This is a genomic window from Martelella sp. FLE1502 (assembly GCF_053484255.1).
Window position 1 is genome coordinate 143581 of the sequence record NZ_JBAKFQ010000002.1, and the last position, 17916, is coordinate 161496.

The window sequence follows — 17916 nt, forward strand, 5'->3', positions numbered from 1 at the left end:
TTCACGCTCTCCCGAACAGGCCCTGAGGGCGCACGGCTAGAATCAGCAGGAAGACGAGATGGCCGGCCAGAACGCCGAAGCCCGGATCCAGCCGGAAACCGACCGCCTGGGCGATGCCCAGCACCATCGAGCCGGCGAACGCGCCCCAGACCGAGCCCATGCCGCCGATGATCACGGCCTCGAAAGCGTAGATCAGCTGCGCCCCGCCATCGGCGGGCGCAACCGTCGAACGCAGCGCCTGAAACACGGCCGCAAATCCGAGTATGCCGACCGCGATTGCGGTTGCCGTGGCATAAACGGTTTTGGCGTTGACCCCGGTCATCGACGCGGCCTCGACATCCGCGGCGGCGGCCCGCAGCGCCCGGCCGAAACGCATCCGCTTTAGCATCAGGTCGAGCCCCAGCGTCAGGCCGGCCGCGACCAGCAGGACGAGCACCGGCAAAAGGCCGATATAGATGCCGCCGATCTGGATCGACTGGCTTTCGATCCCGCCGCCGGGCAGCGAGCGGCTGTTGGCCGACCAGATCTGCAGCATCAGGTTCTGCAGCGCCAGCGACAGGCCGAAGGTCGCGATCAGCGACGGCAGCGGGTCCTCGCCCACCACCCGGTTCAGCACCGCGCGCTGGAGAAGCCAGCCCATGGCCACCGCCAGCGGCACCAGCGCCGCCATCACCGTGAACGGTCCCAACCCGAAGGCGGAGGCCAGCGAAATGCCGATCAGCGACAGCAGGATCACCAGATCGCCATGGCTGACATTCACGATCCGCATGACCCCGAACATCAAGGCCATCCCCAGCGCGTATTGCGCATACATCCCGCCCAGCAGGATGCCTTGTACAAGTGCGTCAAACCACTGCATGGCCACCCCCGAAATAGGCTTCGCTAATCTGTTCGCGCGTGACCTCGCCGGAGCGTCCGCTCAGCGTCACGCGCCCCTCGAGCATGCAATAGAGCCGGTCGGAGGCGCTCTTCGCCAGCCCGACATCCTGCTCGACCAGCACGATCGACGTCCCCTGCGCCCGGATTTCGGGCAGGACGGCATAGATCTCGCGGATGACCTTGGGCGCGAGACCAAGGCTGATCTCGTCGCACAGCAAGAGGCGCGGCTGGCACAGCAATGCCCGCCCGATCGAGACCATCTGCTGCTGGCCGCCGGAGAGGTTTTGAACAGCCACGCGCCCCTTCTCCTCCAGAATGGGAAAGAGCTTCTGCACCCTGTCCAGCGTCCAACCGCCCTTGCGGCCCCTGCTGCCGACCTGGTCCATGGCCACTCGCAGATTGTCATTGACGGACATGCCGGTGAACAGCCGCCGTCCCTCCGGAACGATGGCGACCCCTTTCTGCACCATCTGGTCAGTGGGGGTGCCGCCGATGGGCCGGCCGTCGAGGCTCACCATGTCCGGCTTCACCGGCAACAGCCCCATGACCGCCCGCAGGAAGGTCGACTTGCCGGCCCCGTTGGCGCCGATCAGCGCGATGATCTCGCCTTCCTCGATGGCAACATCGACGTCGTAGAGCGCCTGAAAATCGCCGTAGCGGGCGACCAGACCATGTGTTGACAATAATTCCGTCATGCCTCGACCCCCATGTACACCCGCATGACATCGGGGTTGGCGATCACGGTCTTGGGGTCGCCTTCCGCGATCTTCTCGCCGAAATTCAGCACCAGAAGCCGGTCCGCCACCGCCATCAGCGCATGCAGAACATGCTCGATCCAGATGATGGTGACGCCGCGATCGCGGATCTGCGCAATCAGGGCGACCAGTTCTTTCGATTCCTCGTCGGTCAGCCCGCCGGCGATTTCGTCCAGCAACAGAAGCTTGGGCCCCGAGGCCAGCGCCCGGGCAAGCTCCAGCCGCTTGCGGTCGAGAAGCGGCAGAGAACCGGCCAGGGCATTGGCCTTGTTCAGCAATTCGCAATCACGCAGCACCTGCGCGCAAAACTCATAGCTCTCGGCCTCGGACCGGCCGCCGCCGAAGGCCGAGGCGACGAGCAGGTTTTCGAAGGTCGTCATTCCCGAATAGGGCTGCGGAATCTGATAGGTCCGGCCGATCCCCATTTGACAGCGGCGGTGGGGCGGCTCGCCTTTCAGCAGAACCTCCCCAAGCCTGATCTCTCCGCCGGAGGGCTTCAGGTCGCCGCTGATCATGTTGAACAGCGTGGTCTTGCCGGCGCCGTTGGGGCCGAGGATTCCCAGCACTTCGCCGCGATAAACATCAAAGTCGACATCGTGCAGCACCCGGAACGCGCCGAAGCTTTTCGATACGTTCCGGGCCTGAAGAAGCCGTTGGCGTTCGCCTGTTGGCTGTTGCATCTGCATCCTACCAGTTCAGCGCCACGATCTTCTGCTGCGGCTCGAACAATTGGTTGACGCTGTTGTCCACGATCTTGAGGTCGTAAGGCCATTTCTCGCCCTTGACCCACTGGCCGCCGAAGATCGGCGTGGTGCAGACATTCTTGTGCGGCTGGCCCGAAAAGTTGATATGGCCGACCACGGTGTCGAGATCGGTCGCCGCCAGCGCCTCGCGGTTGGCCTCGCGATCCAGGGGATCGGCCGAACGCTTGAGCACGTCGATCGCGACTTCCAGGACGCTGTGCGAATAGCCGAGCGGCTGCGTCCACTGGCGGTTCTGCTCGCTTTCCCACTGATCGGCGATCTCCCGGCTGGTCTGGCCGGTAATCGAGGATTTGAAGGGGAAGGCGGGCGTCCACCACACCTCGGTCGTCATGCCGTTGCCGAGCGGACCCATGGCCTCGACGCTGCCCGGAAACAGCAGGGCCGCCGCCACGGTCACCGCCTTTGGCTTGAACCCCTGCTGGTTGCACTGGGTCACGAAGGTCTTGAGATCGTCGGGATAGGTGATGCCGCCGATGATATCGCAGCCGGCCTGCTTGAACGTGGCGATCTGGGCCGAGAAATCATTGGTGCGCGGCTGGAAATAGCCGGGGATGGTGACCTCGTAGCCCGCGGCGCGGGTCGGCACGGGCAGGCCGTATTCCTCGTTGCCCCAGGTCTCGCCGTCAATGTTCTGCGGAAACAGCATGCCGACCTTGCGGTTGGTCTCAAGCCCGTTCCACAGGCCGACAAAGGTGTTCAGCGCCTCGTCCAGACCCCAGAAGAAATGGTAGGTCCAGTCGAATTCGCCACCGCCGCGCGGCATGATCACGGCCTGCCACGGCGCGCCCGCCGAGATCGACGGCGTCTCGTAAAGCTCGGCCTGCTCCATGGCCGGCAGGATGGTATCGGTGGTCGAAGCAGGCACAAGAAGATGCACTTCGTCGTTCAGGATCAGGTCGCCGGCGATTTCGGCCGCCTTGTTCGGGTTCGACTGGCTGTCGCGCTCGAGAATTTCAATCTCATAGACATCGCCATTGGCCGATTGCAGTCTGCCGCCCAGCGCGTCGCGGATCTTCTGGACGGTGTAGCCGTCGGTTTCCCCGAACAGGCCGAGCGGCCCGGTTTCGGGCGTGATATAACCCATGCGGATCTTGCCCGCCGTCTGGGCGCGCAGCACCGCCGGCGCCCCCAGAACGCTCGCCGCAAGGCCTGCACCCATGCCGCGCAGCACGCTGCGGCGGGTGGGCCGGATCAGTTTGTTGATGTAAGCCATTTCTGTTCTCCTCTCCCTATTGATTGGCGCATCGCCTGCCGCTCCCTGGCAGGCCGCGCGCCCATTTGCCTGTCAGGTCATGCGGATCAGCGAGCCGCCATCGATGACCACCAGCGATCCGGTCATGTAGGATCCCGCCGGCGAAGCCAGCAGCAGCGCCAGGCCCTTGATATCCTCGACATCGCCGATCCGGCCGATCAGGGACTGCGCCTCGAAGGCCGCGCGGTCTTCCTTGTTGCGCAGGCGTCCGCCGGCGATATTGGTGATGAACGGTCCCGGCAATATCGCGTTGACGCGGATGCCGTAGGCCCCGAGTTCCATCGCCATGTGGCGGACGAAATGATTCACCGCGGCCTTGGCCGGCATGTAGGATGTTCCGACGATGCTTTCGTTGATTTCCGAGGCGATCGACGAGGTCACGATGATCTGCCCGCCGCCGTTCGGCTTCATGTGGCGCACGGCGTTCTTGACCGTGCTATAGACCGAGGTGAGGTTTATCTCGATGCCCCGGTCCCACTGGTCGTCGGGGATGTTTTCGATCGCGCCGTCGGGGTTGCGCTCGCCCGTTGGCGTCATGAAACCGGGTCCGGGATCAATGCCTGCATTGGCGTAGACCGTGTCGATGCGGCCGTGTTTTTCGGCCACTTCATCGAAGGCCGCCGCCAGTCCGGGACGGTCGGCGACATCGACCTTCAGGCCCCAGACATCGCCGCCCGTGGCCTTGATTTCGCTGACGATCTTCTCGGTGCCCGCCTGATCCAGATCGAAGATGCAGACCCGCGCGCCCTGGGCGGCCATGATCTCGGCATAGGCGCGGCCGATGCCGCTGGCTCCGCCGGTCACGATCACGGATTGACCGCGCACGTCGAACATCTGCTCCAGCATTATCAAAACCTCCCTGCCTGCTGATATGTCAACAGGAGACCGCCCGTTGTGCGCGGGCAGCCATCATCGATCCGGCACGCCGGACCGACCTCCTCCTGTTTCGCGACCACCCTTCTCCCTTGGGCGGGGTCGCGCTCCTCACGCACATAACGCCGCCATAACCGCATCAAGTCAAATGCGGAAAACAACGGGAAACATAACTTTCCGCTATATTGATCGCCGCAATAGGGCTTCTGAGGCGGCGAACGGTTGTCGCGCAACGCGAGTGACGGTTCTGCCAATATCGGATGCTTTAGACGGACGCTGACTTCTAGAGTATCCGTCTTGGTCAAGCTGGCTTATCGACCCAGATATGCCGCAGGCGGCAATCGGCGCACGATTGTGTCTTCAGGCTTGCAATGCCCCAGGCCTCGCACCTGGGCGAGTTGTGGGTGGACAGAAGCAATGGGCGGTGTCTTGTGCATATGGCCCGCTTCCGGCTGCCGCGTTGGCGCTTCGATTTCTGCGGTGAACCCGCGAGATCAGCGTTCTACATCTTGACTTCTGGTGCGGACCGGAAACAATGGTTCAAAAGCCGTTTCGGGAGGAAAAGATGGCTCCAATCAAGCTCGACAGTGTTTCGAAGAGCTTCGGGAACGTCAATGTTATCAACGATATCTCGCTCGCCGTCGAATCCGGCGAGTTGATGGTGTTTCTTGGACCGTCGGGTTCGGGGAAGTCGACGCTGCTGCGGATGATCGCGGGGCTTGAGACCATCGATGACGGGGCGTTGACGATCGACGGGGTTCGCAGTGAAAACCTGGCGCCGGGCCAGCGCAATGTCGCCATGGTGTTCCAGAACTACGCGCTCTATCCGCATATGACCGTGCACGACAACATGGCGTTCGGCCTGCGCAATATCCGCATGGGGGCGGATGAGATCGAGACCCGGGTCAAGGAAGCCGCCCGCATGCTGGAGATGGAGGAACTGCTGGAGCGGCGGCCCGCCCAGCTTTCCGGCGGCCAGCGCCAGCGCGTCGCGATCGGCCGGGCAATCGTCAAGGAACCCAAGGCCTTTCTGTTCGACGAACCGCTGTCGAACCTCGATGCGGCGCTCAGGGTCCGGACCCGCGTCGAGCTTGCCCGCCTGCATAACCGCATGAAGGCGACGATGATCTATGTGACCCACGACCAGACCGAGGCGATGACGCTCGCCGACCGGATCGTGGTGCTTAACAATTGCCGGATCGAACAGATCGGCACGCCGATGGAGATCTATCTCAGGCCGGCCTCGCGCTTCGTGGCCGGGTTTGTCGGCTCGCCCGGCATGAATTTCCTGGAGGTCGACATTTCTGCCGACGACCGTATGGCGCGTCTCAATGATGGCTCGTCTGTGAAGGTCGACATTCCAGAGATGAAAGCCGGGCGCTACGAGATGGGCATACGCCCGGAAGCCGTGCGGGTAGCCGAGGAAGGCGAAGCGGCCACCACGAAGGCGACGGTCGGCGTTGTCGAGCGGCTCGGCGAGCGGACCCTGCTTTACTGCACCCTTGCAGATGGCACTGAACTGATCGCCACCGACACCGGACGCTCCGAAGCCAGGACCGGCGATCAGGTGCAACTTGTCTTCGATGCAACGGCGCTTCACCTCTTCGATGAGGCCGGCAACGCCTATCACGTGCACTGACGATATCGAAAGCGCTTCGGCCCCTCACGAAAACGCCGCGGATAGGATGCCGCGGCGTTTTTGCATGACCATGATCGTGTGACGTTTTACCCCTTGATCCCGGCGGAAAGCGTGATCGCCTGGGTTACCCTGCGCTGGAAGATCAGATAGGCGACCGCGACCGGGAGACCGGCCAGCACCGCGGCTGATAGTTCGCGGGCGTAATAGACGCCGAAGGCGTCGTTGACCTGGGTTATGCCGACGGTGATCGTCATCATCTCCGTCTGGGTGACCGCCAGGAACGGCCACAGAAACGCATTCCACGACCAGATGAAGGTGACGATCGCAAGCGCGGTGGTGACGCCCCAGTTCATCGGCATGTAGATGCGCGTGAGAATGCGCCATTCAGAGGCGCTGTCCATCGCCGCCGCCTCGCGAAAATCCTTCGGCACATTGTCGAAGAACTGCTTGTAGACGATGATCACCACCGGATGGATCAGTTGCGGCAGAACGATCCCGGCCCAGGTGTTGATCAGGCCGAAGCGGGCCATCAGTTCGAAATGGTTCACGATCAGCACCTGCATCGGCACCATGAAGCTCGCCAGGATCAGCCACCATAAAACCCGCCGGAACGGGAATTGAAGCTGCGAGATCGCATAGCCGCAGAACATCGAGGAGCCGACGGTCAGCACCGTGATCGCAAGCGCTGTGACGATCGAATTCAGATACCAGATGCCGATCTGGGTCTGGGTCAGCGCGAAATAATAATGCGAGAAGGTCAGGGTTTCCGGCCATAATTCGATATAGCGGCGTACCACCTCGTCTTCCGGCTTCAGCGACGAGATGACCCCCCAATAGAGCGGAAACGCCCATATGACGGCGATCACAACCGTTAGAAGCGTGATCAGGAGGCCGGCGACATTCAGGCGTTTTGCCGTTGTTGCGTTCATCATTCGCGCCCCTTCGAAAGCCGTGTCAGTTGAAAGTTCAGCACCGACACAACGATGACGATGATGAACAGGACGACGGCAGCGGCGGCGGCCCGGCCGCCCTGGTCATACTGGAAGGCCCGCTGGAACACGTAGTAGACAAGCACCAGATTGTCGTTCGGCCGGCCGCCGACCGAAAACAGATAGACCTGGTCGAAGATCTTCAGTTGCAGGATCAGCTGGATCGTCAGCACCAGCGCCGTGACCGGCCACATCAGCGGCCAGGTCAGTTGCCGGAAGGTCGTCAGGCGCGATGCATTGTCGAGCGCCGCCGCCTCGTAGATCTCGGCGGGAATGGCGCGCAGACCGGAGAGAAACAGCAGGATTGAGAAGCCCGCGGTCCACCATATCGTGATGAGGCCGACCGCCGGCATGAACCAGACCGTCGATTTGAACACCGGCACCCGGTCGATCCCGAGGATATCGAAGATATACATGGCGATGCCGAACTGGAAGTTCAGCGTCCAGTCCCAGATCAGATAGACCACCGATACCGGCAGGATATAGGGCAGGAAGAACATCGCCAGCACCAGCGCCTGCAGCCTGCCCTTCAGCCGGTTGATGCCGAGCGCGATGGCGAAGGCGACCAATGTTCCGGGAATGACGGTGATGGCGACGAAATAGGCGGTGTTCCAGAACGCCGTGTTGAAGCGCCGGTCGCCCCAGAGCCGGGTATAATTGTCGAGGCCAACAAAATCGCCGCTGCCGATCAGCGGCGCATCCTGAAACGAGATGATGAGCAGCCGGATGGTCGGATAGATAAAGATCAATCCGTAAATGGCCACGAACGGCGCGACCAGAAGCAGGGCGACAATCGCTTCGTTTCGTTTGTTGCGGAGCATTGTGAGGCCTCAAATCGTAGAACTGCCATGCGAAACGGCCGCCGGCGGTGATGCCGGCGGCCCGCAGCGATCATTGCAGATCGTTCAGCTCGTATTTGATTTCCTCCACGGCCTCGGCCGGCTCCATTTCGCCGTTGAGCGTCGGCACGAAATAGGTGGACATGACGTCATAGATCGGCCCGGCCACGCCGGCGAGCGGCGATTTCGGGTCGAAGATCATGTTTTCCGTCACGCTCGAATAGGTGGCGTTCGGCTGCATGCCCTGGTAATCGGCCGACTCCGTCACGGGACCGTAGGCAGGGATGTGACCCGCCGTCGCCCAGAACAGCGAGTTCTTCGCCATCCACGACATGACTTCCAGGACGGCCGCCTTCTTCTCCGCGCTCATCTCCTTGCCGGAATTGGCGGGGATGGCGAATGAATGGCTGTCGGCATAGGTCGCGGGGTGGTCGAAGATCACCGGCAGCTCGACGGCGCCCCATTCGAACAGCTTGCCCTCGTCCTTGAGGTCGATCATGGTCGGCACTTCCCACACGCCGTTGATCATCAGCGGGGATTCGCCGGAGGTGAACAGCGCCACGGTGGCGGGATAATCGGTATAGGTGGTCTGAAGTCCGTCATTGGTCCAGCCCTGCAGCACGGCGAGCGCGTTTTGCAGCTTCTCGGCATTGTCGCCGGCGAGGAACTCGCCGTCGGACATCAGTTCACCGTCCTGCTGGCCCATGAGGGAGTAGATCGTGCGGAACATGAAGGTGCCGTCCGCGGTGGTCGAGGCGAGCGGAAACTCCGCGCCCGCTTCCTTCAGACCCTTCAAGGTAGCCTCGAAGCCTTCGCGGGAATCAAGCCCCATGGGCTTGCCGTCCTCGGTCAGTAGACCGGCATCGGCGAGCGCGTCCTTGTTGTAGTAGAGCACGATCGGATGGGTGTCGAAGGGCACGGCGTACTGCTTGCCGTCCACCGTCACCGCGTCCCAGGTCGCCGGCGCGTAATCGGCCTCGGAAAGGCCCATCGTCTCCCAGTCCGCCGGCGTGATCTCCTGCAAAATGCCCTGGCTGACGGCAAGCGGTATGCGGCTTGCATGATAGGTCATGATATCGGGACCTTCGCCGATCGCAGCGGAGGTTCGCACCTTCGAGTAGAACGGCGTGCCCCATTCCAGCGTGGTCGCGTCGATGGTGATCTCGCCTTCATGCTCGGCATTGAAATCGGAAATCAGCTGCTTCATGCGAACGCCGTCGCCACCGCTGAGAAAGTCCCACCAGGTGACCGTTTCCTGAGCCTGGGCGGCGGTGGCGAATACCCCCGCGGCGATTATCGCGCCCATGGCAGCACCTAACATTCTAGCCATCGTCTTCTCCTCTCTTTGCAATACGGCCTCCCGCCGTATGGTTGGCATTTTCGCCGCGCCGGCCCCGGTTCAGGAGGCATGCGGCGCGCCGTCTTGCTTGATTGCGCGCAGCGGCGGTCCGGCTGACGCTAGAGCGTCACCCGGATCATCGAGTAGGAATAGGCAGGCACCGTAATCGAAACCTTGCCGCCGGACACGCTGGCGCCGTCCTGCTTCACGGGTTTCACGTTTTCCGGATTTTCCTGCGTATTCACCGCTTCGAGGTCGTCATGCTTGATCAGCGTGTGCTCGACCGACCTGATTTCGCCGAACCGCTCCAGCGCCAGATCAATCGTCATCGGCTCCTCTCCGTGACGGTTGATGGCGAAAAAGGTCAGCGTGCCCTCGTCCGCGTCGTGGACGCCGGAAATGTCGAGATAGGACACATTCGCCGCGATATCGGCATTATAGGTGGCGCAGTCGACGTCAAGCGCCAGCGCCGTGCCGCGGCCATAGCGCGAGGCGAGCTGGAAGGGATGATAGATCGTCTGCTTCCAGGCCGCGCCGCCGGGCGCCGTCATGATCGGCGCGATGACGTTCACGAGCTGAGCGATGCAGGCGATGCTCACCACATCCGAACGGCGGATGAAGGTATTGATGATGCAGCCGACCTGCAGCACATCCTCGAAATTGTAGATGTCCTCGAGAAGCACCGGCGCGTGCGGCCAGTCCCACTCCTTCATGCGCTTTTCGTCCGCCTCGCGCTCGTGATACCAGACATTCCACTCGTCGAAGGAGATCTTGACGTTCTTCTTCGAACGCTTCTTGGCCTTGATATAGTCGATCACGCCGCTGACCGTGCCGATATAGCGGTCGAGCTTTTCCGGCAGCGCCAGATATTCGCGCGTGTTCTTCTCGTAGTTCATGAAATACATGTGCAGCGAGATATAGTCGACCTGATCATAGGACTCGTCCAGAACCGTGGCCTCCCATTGCGGGAAGGTCGGCATGTCGGAATGGGAGGAGCCGCAGACCACCAGTTCCAGCTTGTCGTCGAAGGCGCGAATCGCCTTGGCGGTCTCGTTGGCGAGATGGCCATATTCGGCGGCGGATTTGTGGCCGACCTGCCAGGGGCCGTCCATCTCGTTGCCGAGGCACCAGAGCTTGACGTTCCACGGATCGGCCTGGCCGTTCTTGCGGCGGAGGTCGGACCAGTAGCTGCCGCCGGGATGATTGACATATTCGACGAAATTGCGCGCCGCATCGAGCCCGCGCGAGCCGAGATTGACGGCCAGCATCATCTCGGTATTGGCGGCTTCGGCCCAGCGGGCGAATTCATGGATGCCGACCTGGTTGGATTCCGCCGTCCGCCAGGCAAGGTCGAGACGGGTGGGGCGCTCGCTCTGCGGGCCGATGCCGTCTTCCCAGTTATAGGCCGAGACGAAATTGCCGCCGGGATAGCGGCAGATCGGGGTGTCCAGTTCACGCACGAGATCGATGACGTCGCGGCGCATGCCGTTCTCATCAGCGGTGGGATGGTCAGGCTCATAGATGCCGGTGTATACTGCCCGTCCGAGATGCTCGAGAAACGAGCCGTAGAGCCGCGGATCGATCGTGGATATGGTGAAATTCTTGTGCGCGGTGACGCGGGCCTGCATGCTACCTCCCCGAAATTTTGTTTTTTGGTACAAACCAATATTTATGGATAATAAAGACCCGATCGGACCATTCGTCAAGCGGTTTTCCGGAGTTGTGCGGGCAGGTTTTTATCCCGGCGGGGCTATCTCGTCGTCAGGCGCAGGACGATATCCTGATCGTAATTGCCGAAACCCTTGCCGAAGATATTGATGCCGCCGGGGTGGCGGGCGTCGTCGCGCACGCTCAGACAGAGGCGGATCGAATGCTTCTTGTCGAGCCCGAGATCGGCAAGGCAGACATCCGACATCCGGACGCCGTCGACAAACGAGCCGGCGTCAGTCACGCGGAAGCGCTTCAGCATGCCGTATTGCGAGCCCTTCAGCTTCCACCAATCGGGGGTGAAGACGCCGCGGCGGTCGCCGAAATCGCCGGGCGAGGTCCACAGGCCGATATCGACGCCATTGACGGTGATCGTGATGTCAGAGGGCCAGTCCGGATTGGTGCCGGGCATCTCCGAGGAAAGTTCCACGGAGAATTCGATCTCGGCGACGTCGCGATTGTCGAGCCGGGCATTATTGGGGAACTGATATTCCACCGAACCGCGCGTGAACCAGATCAGCCCCGCCTTCATGCGCGCCGGATCGAGGAAGGAATCGGGCACATCCAGAAGCCCGATGATCCCCTCGTCTGTGCATAGGCCGCAAGGCGCGCTGACGTCGCAGGCGGTATAGAGGCCGACCGGCATCGCCACCTCGATCGCGTCGTTGCGGCGCTCCTCCGCGGCATCGCCGAACATGATGACGACCTCATCGTAAATGCTGGTGCAGAGCTTCTGATTGCCCTTGCGCGCCCGCTGGCTTTCGGTGCGGATCAGCCCGGCCTCCTCCAGCAGTTGCACGCTCAGCGACACCGTCGACTGCGGCAGGTCCAGAAGCTCGCCGATCTCCTTGACATTGAGCGCGCCCTTGCGCCGCAACAGCTTGAGGACTGAAATGCGCGCGGGCGCTGCAAGGCCCTTGATGACATGCATGTCCTTTTCAGGATCAACGACAAGAAAGTTACGTGGCATGGATGTGGTTCGCTGCTGGCAGGCGTTCGTCAAAAAACGTTCATATCAGGATTCTTGGCGCGGTCAAATTTCCCGACACGCGGAATGGCAAATTCCGCCTCGCGGGTCTGCCCGGCCCGCATTGCCCCCAAAAGCAGCGAGGCCGGCAGCAAGCCGCCGGCCTCGAATTTCTCAGCGACCGCCTTCGATCTTGCGGAAACGCTGCGCCGCCCCGGCCTCTCCATAGGGATAATCCGGCATCGGCTGGTGGGAAACGTCCGTCAGGCGCTTGATCTCGTCCGTGGAGAGCTGAAGCTCAGCGGCGCCGAGATTGTCGGCAAGCTGGGCCTCGGTGCGCGCGCCCAGAATGACGGAGGTGACGGCGGGCTGCGCCGCGAGCCAGGCGAGCGCCACCTGGGCCATGCTGGCATTATGCGCGCCGGCAATGTCCTCCAGCGCGCCGAGCACCTCCCAGGTCACCGATTTGGCATTGTGTTTGTCATAGGCTTCCATGCCGCGCGCCGGATTTTCGCCGAGCCTCGTGGCGCCGGTCGGCATCTGGTCGCGCTTGTACTTGCCCGAAAGCCAGCCGCCTGCGAGCGGCGACCAGGGCAGAAGCCCCATGCCCGCATCCTGGCAGGCCGGGACGATCTCGTGCTCGATGCCCCGCGCCAGGAGATTATACTGCGGCTGAAGGGTGACCGGGGCGGAGAAGCCGCTCGCCCTGGCGATCCAGGCCGCCTTGGTCAATTGCCAGCCGAGGAAGTTGGAGAAGCCGTAATAGGCGATCTTGCCGCTGGAGACGGCATCGTCGAGGAAGCGCAGCGATTCTTCCAGCGGCGTCAGCGCGTCAAAGGCGTGGAGCTGGTAGAGGTCGATCTGCTCCACGCCGAGGCGGGCCAGCGAGGCATCGAGCGCTTCGGCGAGGTTCTTGCGCGACAGACCGATGCGGTTCGGCCCGTCGCCCATGGGAAACCGCGCCTTGGTGGCGATCACCAGCTCCTTGGTGATGCCGGGCTTCTGTTTCAGCCAGCGCCCGACGATCTCCTCGGAAAGGCCGGTGGAATAGACGTTGGCGGTATCGATGAAATTGCCTCCGGCCTCGACATAGGCGTCCATCAGCCGGAAGGAGGTCGCCTCGTCGGCCTCGTCGCCGAAGGTCATGGTGCCGAGGCAGAGACTGGTCACCACGGCGCCGCTGTTTCCAAGTCTGCGATAATCCATGAGCGTTTCCTTTCTGTTGACTGATGGCAGAGGCGGTCGCGCGGCTCAGCGCGCCGCCCAGTTGGCGCCGCGGCGGAAGATGGTCGCCATTTCCGGAACCTGGAACTCGCTGGCGATGTGGCCGAGCGAGGAATAGAACACCCGGCCCTTGCCGTGGCGGCGCTTCCACGCCACCGGCATGACCACGCCGTCGATCCATTCCGCATGGTCGCCTCTGAAGGTGGTGGTGGCCAGCACCTCGTTGGAGGGATCGACATGCATGTAATACTGCTCCGAGTGGTAGGGGAAATCGGAAATCCCCTCCATGATCGGATCGTCCGGCTTCGTCACATTGACCGTGTAGTCGATGATATTGCCGGGATGGGCGACCCACTGGCCGCCAATGATGAACTGGTAGTCGACCGAATCGCGGAAGGCATCGCCCGCCCCGCCGTGATAGCCGGCAATGCCGACGCCGCTCTCGACGGCCGCGGACAGGTTCTTGACCTCCTCCTTCTCGATCTTCGACATGGTCATGATCGGAACGATCAGGCTCAGATCCTTGATCTGCGGGTCGGCGAAGGCCTCGGTGGAATGTTCCAGATAGACCTTGAACCCGTCCTCCTGCAGCATTTCGCGGATGATGTGGGCGCATTCCTCCGGCTCGTGGCCGCTCCAGCCGCCCCAGACAATGAGTGCTTCGCGCATGATATCTCTCCTCTCGCGTCAGCCGGCATGTTACCGGCCGGGTTGATGGTTTCTCGCCGTTCGGCCTATTTGCCGAGCGCGCCGTGGACAAGCGAATCCGACAGCGGCGCCGGTCGCGCGACGGTGGTGGTGATCCCGACGGTCTTTTCGGTTTCGGCGGCGGTGGTGAAAGCCTCCATCACCTCCAGCACATGCAGCGCCAGATCGCCGTTGGCCCTGTGCGGCCTGTCGTTGCGGATCGCATAGGCCATGTCCGCAAGCCCGATCGAGCGGTAATTGCCGTCGGCATAGGGCAGGTCGACCGGATGGTCCTCGAAGTCGCCGCCCTTCTTCAGAAGCGAGACCGGCCCGGCGAAGAAATTGGGATCGGGCACCAGCAGCGTGCCCTCCGTGCCGTAGATCTCGATCGGCAGATGCTTGTGGCCGGCGACATCGAAACTCATCGTCACCTGCACGACCGCGCCGTTTTCGAAGAACAGCGTGCCTGCGATATGGGTCGGGACCTTGACGGAAATCGTCTCGCCCCGGCGCGGTTCGCTGGTGATCTCGCGTTCCCGGCGCAGCATGGTCGCAAAACCGGCGACCTTCTTCACCGGGCCGAAAAGATTGACGAGATCGGTGATGTAATAGGGGCCCATGTCGAGCATCGGCCCGCCGCCGATATCGTAGTAGAAATCGGGATTGGGGTGCCAGGATTCATGGCCCGGCCGCATGAAGCTCGCCGTGCCGCCGACGGCAAGGCCGAGCGCGCCGCTGTCCACGATCGCGCGCGCCGTCTGGTGGCCGCCGCCGAGAAACGTGTCAGGGGCCGCGCCGATCCTGAGTCCCGCCTTTTCCGCCGCCTCGACAAGTTTTTTCCCTTCCGCGAAATTAATGCCGAGCGGCTTTTCCGAATAGGTGTGCTTGCCGGCCTCAAGCGCCCTGAGGCCCACCGCGACATGGGCGCGCGGAATGGTGAGGTTCAGGATGATCTCGACCTTGGGGTCGGCCAGAAGCGCATCGATCGTGCTGACGGGCACATTGAACTCGGCGGCCTTTGCCTCGGCTGCCGCCTGATTGAGGTCGGCGACGCCGCGAATGTCGAGAATTTCGAACCCGGCCATCGCCTTCAGATAGGCGCCCGAGATATTGCCGCATCCGATGATGCCGATACCTACTTTTTCCATTTCTCACTCCTCCCAAAGCGCGAAGCCCGGCGTTCAAAGCGCAGGGCCGGTTGTGCTCCATGGCGATTCATACAGTTCGTAAAGTGCGACGGCCGCCGCTCCCCGCGCCCAGAAGAAATCCTCTGCGTCGTCAAAGACCAGTTCGCTGACATCGGCGAGCGATGGCGGGATCGCGCTGTTGAAGGCCTTTGTCAGCCGGTCGATGAAGGGTTTGCCAAGCGCAAGGCTGGAACCCACGAGAATAACGCGCGGCGGGGCGAAAAGGGTGACGATGTTGGCGACCGTTACGCCGATGGCATCGCCGGCGCGCTCCGCCGCCGACATGATTTGCGCGTCCTTGGCCTTGATCAACGTCTGGGCGTGCGAAATGCCGCGGCCGAGCCGCACGGCATCGGCATAAAGCCCCTCGCGCGGACCGTCGCCAAGGATCGCGCTTTCGCCGGCAAGGCTTGCCAGCCGCGACATGCCGTCGGCGTTGCTGCCGAGCACGAGGTCGCCGAGATTGTGGCTGAGCCCGCCCGCGCCGCGAAAAAGCTGGCTGTTGTGCAGCACGCCGAGGCCGAGCGTGCGCTCCAGCGAGACCAGCACCATATCCTCGAGATGGCGCGCCTTGCCGAACCAGTGATGGGCGAGCGTGACGGCGTGGACATCGCTTTCGATGATCGTACGGATGCCGAAGCGCGGCGACATGACGGCGGCGAAATCCACATTCTCGTCGCGGAAGATCGGGCTGGAGCGCACCACGCCGGTGCGGTGCTCGACCACACCGGGAATGCCGAGACAGATCACGTCGATTTCGGCAAGCGTCAGCCCGCTATCCATTACGCAGGCGCGCACGCCGTCTTCCACCAGATCGGCGATGACGTCGATCGGCATCCGGTCAATGCGCACGGGGAGCGAAAATTCGGACAGCACCTCGCCGCAGAAATCCGCCACCACGAAGGTCATGCGCGTTGCCGCGATCTTGGCGCCGACAACGCGCGAAGCGTCCGGGTTGAGTTCGAGCATAACCCGCGGGCGGCCGCGAACAGTGGCATTGCGCAGATCGCCCTCATGCCGCGACAGGATCAGGCCATCGTCGATCAGTGAGCCGGTGATCGCCGAAACCGTGCTGGTCGACAGTTCGGTGCGCTTGCTGATCTCGATGCGCGAAATCGGACCGTTGCGCCGGATCGTGTCCAGCACGCTCAACCGGTTGATTGCTCGCATCAATTCAGGATCAGCGGTCTTCATGGGGCTCGTCGGGTAGGTTCAGGGCAGGGGCGCAATTTTTCCGTATCACGAAATAATTTATGCCTGTTCTTAGTCCCGGCCAGACGCGCCATGCAAGCAATTTTTGCACGTCATGGCTATTTTAAAGGCAGTTTGCTCGATTGACGGCAGTTTCGGGTTGACAAAATTCAGGCCGCGCCATTTATTTAATCCGGAGTGTGCAAAAAGTACTTTGGGAGGAGTGCAACATGTCAATCACTGCCAATTGGCTTCGTTATGGCGCTGCAGCCGCGGGTTTTGTCGCCTTTGCGGCGACGGCGAATACGGCATCGGCCGAAACCGTCATCAAATGGCTCCATCTGGAAAACCAGGAGCCGGTCGTGGAAGTCTGGCGTCAGGTCGCCGACGAGTTCGAAGAGGCCAATCCGGGCGTCACGATCGAGATGCAGTTCCTGGAAAACCAGGCCTTCAAGGCGAAACTGCCGACCCTGCTGCAATCGTCCGAGATCCCCAGCCTGTTCTACACCTGGGGCGGTGGCGTTCTGAAGGCGCAGGCCGAAACCGGCGTCCTCAGGGACATTACGCCGGCGCTCGACGCCGACAACAACAAATGGCGCGACACGCTGAAGCCGTCCTCGATCGCCGGCATGACGTTTGACGACCAGGTCTGGGCCGCGCCAGTGCTGAACGGCGTCGTCTCGTTCTTCTACAACAAGGAACTGTTCGACAAGGCCGGCGTGGACGGCACATCGATCGAAACCTGGGACGACTTCATGGGCGCGGTCAAGACCCTGAAGGAGGCCGGGATCACCCCGATTGCCGGCGGCGGCGGCGACAAGTGGCCGATCCACTTCTACTGGGGCTATCTCGCCATGCGCGAGGCGGGCCATGACGGCTTCATGGCGGCCAAGGCCGGCGAGAATGGCGGCTTTGCCGGCGAGCCCTTCGTTGCGGCCGGCGAGAAGCTTGCGGCGCTTGGCGCGCTTGAACCCTTCCAGAACGGCTATCTCGGCGCGACCTGGAACGATGCGCTCGCAGCCTTCGGCGACGGGCGCGCGGCGATGATCCTGTCGTTTGAAAACACCGGTCGGACCCAGATCAGCAATTCCACCGACGGCAAGGGGCTTGCCGAAGATAATATCGGCCGCTTCGCCTTTCCGGTCATCGAAGGCGCGCCGGGCGTCGTCACCGACAATATGGGCGGGCTGACGGGCTGGGCCGTGACCAAGGACGCGCCGCCCGAGACCGAGAAGTTCCTGGAATATTACACAAGCCCGGATGTCGCCCGCAGGATCTCCGAGGTTCAGAAGGTTATTCCGGTCACGATCGGCGTCGCCGATTCGATCACCGATCCGCTTCTGAAGAGCAGCGCCGAGGCGCTGGCCGATGAAACCTGGCACCAGAACTATCTCGACCAGGATCTCGGGCCCAATGTCGGCGCCGTCGTCAACGACATGAGCGTGGCGATCGTCTCCGGCGCGACCTCGCCGGAAGATGCCGCCCAGCAGATCCAGGACACCTACGACTTGGAAAACATGTAACGCGCTGATCCCGGACGCCGCTTGCCGGCGTCCGGGCTCCAGGCCCATGGTCGCCGTCCCCGGCGGCGCGGGCAAGGCGGCATACCGCCGCCGCATTGCAT

The 17916-nt window shown here is 62.4% G+C and carries 16 protein-coding genes; 2 read left to right on the forward strand and 14 right to left on the reverse strand.

What is annotated here, in order from left to right; all coding sequences use genetic code 11:
• Position 1: 1 nt before the first annotated feature.
• The 5 genes from V6767_RS02535 to V6767_RS02555 form a co-directional block, all read right to left on the reverse strand.
• The gene (locus tag V6767_RS02535) at positions 2-859 is read right to left on the reverse strand and encodes a branched-chain amino acid ABC transporter permease (RefSeq protein ID WP_448471977.1); all 858 of its coding nucleotides are present in this window, start codon (positions 857-859) and stop codon (positions 2-4) included.
• Positions 846-1574, reverse strand: coding sequence for an ABC transporter ATP-binding protein (locus V6767_RS02540; RefSeq protein ID WP_448471978.1), 729 nt, complete (start codon positions 1572-1574; stop codon positions 846-848). The genes V6767_RS02535 and V6767_RS02540 overlap by 14 nt, the downstream gene beginning before the upstream one ends.
• Positions 1571-2320, reverse strand: coding sequence for an ABC transporter ATP-binding protein (locus tag V6767_RS02545; RefSeq protein WP_448466057.1), 750 nt, complete (start codon positions 2318-2320; stop codon positions 1571-1573). The genes V6767_RS02540 and V6767_RS02545 overlap by 4 nt, the downstream gene beginning before the upstream one ends.
• A gap of 1 nt (position 2321) precedes the next feature.
• Complete coding sequence (locus V6767_RS02550) at positions 2322-3611, reverse strand: ABC transporter substrate-binding protein (protein ID WP_448471979.1); 1290 nt, start codon at positions 3609-3611, stop codon at positions 2322-2324.
• 72 nt (positions 3612-3683) lie between these two features.
• Positions 3684-4496, reverse strand: coding sequence for an SDR family NAD(P)-dependent oxidoreductase (locus V6767_RS02555; protein ID WP_448471980.1), 813 nt, complete (start codon positions 4494-4496; stop codon positions 3684-3686).
• A 592-nt stretch (positions 4497-5088) separates the two neighbouring features.
• Here V6767_RS02555 and V6767_RS02560 point away from each other — a divergent pair.
• Positions 5089-6162, forward strand: coding sequence for an ABC transporter ATP-binding protein (locus V6767_RS02560; RefSeq protein ID WP_448471981.1), 1074 nt, complete (start codon positions 5089-5091; stop codon positions 6160-6162).
• A gap of 86 nt (positions 6163-6248) precedes the next feature.
• Here the strand turns inward: V6767_RS02560 and V6767_RS02565 are convergent, their stop codons facing one another.
• The 9 genes from V6767_RS02565 to V6767_RS02605 all read right to left on the reverse strand — a co-directional run bounded on the left by V6767_RS02565 (position 6249) and on the right by V6767_RS02605 (position 16295).
• Positions 6249-7091 (reverse strand): carbohydrate ABC transporter permease, encoded by an 843-nt coding sequence (locus V6767_RS02565; protein ID WP_448472120.1) that lies wholly within the window; start codon positions 7089-7091, stop codon positions 6249-6251.
• A complete protein-coding gene (locus V6767_RS02570) occupies positions 7091-7972 on the reverse strand; it encodes a carbohydrate ABC transporter permease (RefSeq protein ID WP_448471982.1) in 882 nt (293 codons plus the stop codon). The genes V6767_RS02565 and V6767_RS02570 overlap by 1 nt, the downstream gene beginning before the upstream one ends.
• Before the next feature lie 70 nt (positions 7973-8042).
• A complete protein-coding gene (locus V6767_RS02575; RefSeq protein ID WP_448472121.1) occupies positions 8043-9311 on the reverse strand; it encodes an extracellular solute-binding protein in 1269 nt (422 codons plus the stop codon).
• 137 nt (positions 9312-9448) lie between these two features.
• Positions 9449-10957 carry an arabinosylfuranosidase ArfA gene (gene arfA, locus V6767_RS02580; RefSeq protein ID WP_448471983.1) on the reverse strand — a complete coding sequence of 503 codons (1509 nt, stop codon included), beginning with the start codon at positions 10955-10957 and terminating at the stop codon, positions 9449-9451.
• Between the two features lie 122 nt (positions 10958-11079).
• Entirely contained in the window at positions 11080-12006 is a 927-nt protein-coding gene (locus V6767_RS02585) for an ArsR/SmtB family transcription factor (RefSeq protein WP_448471984.1), read from the reverse strand.
• A gap of 171 nt (positions 12007-12177) precedes the next feature.
• Positions 12178-13209: an aldo/keto reductase gene (locus tag V6767_RS02590; RefSeq protein WP_448471985.1), complete on the reverse strand. Its 1032-nt coding sequence runs from the start codon at positions 13207-13209 to the stop codon at positions 12178-12180.
• Positions 13210-13254: 45 nt separating this feature from the next.
• On the reverse strand, positions 13255-13896 hold the full coding sequence (locus tag V6767_RS02595) for a ThuA domain-containing protein (protein WP_448471986.1): 642 nt from the start codon (positions 13894-13896) through the stop codon (positions 13255-13257).
• A 65-nt stretch (positions 13897-13961) separates the two neighbouring features.
• Complete coding sequence (locus tag V6767_RS02600) at positions 13962-15062, reverse strand: Gfo/Idh/MocA family protein (RefSeq protein ID WP_448471987.1); 1101 nt, start codon at positions 15060-15062, stop codon at positions 13962-13964.
• Between the two features lie 33 nt (positions 15063-15095).
• Positions 15096-16295: an ROK family protein gene (locus tag V6767_RS02605; protein ID WP_448471988.1), complete on the reverse strand. Its 1200-nt coding sequence runs from the start codon at positions 16293-16295 to the stop codon at positions 15096-15098.
• Positions 16296-16522: 227 nt separating this feature from the next.
• On the opposite strand from V6767_RS02605, the gene V6767_RS02610 reads away from it, so the two are divergent.
• On the forward strand, positions 16523-17815 hold the full coding sequence (locus V6767_RS02610; protein WP_448471989.1) for an extracellular solute-binding protein: 1293 nt from the start codon (positions 16523-16525) through the stop codon (positions 17813-17815).
• The last annotated feature ends 101 nt before the right edge of the window (positions 17816-17916 follow it).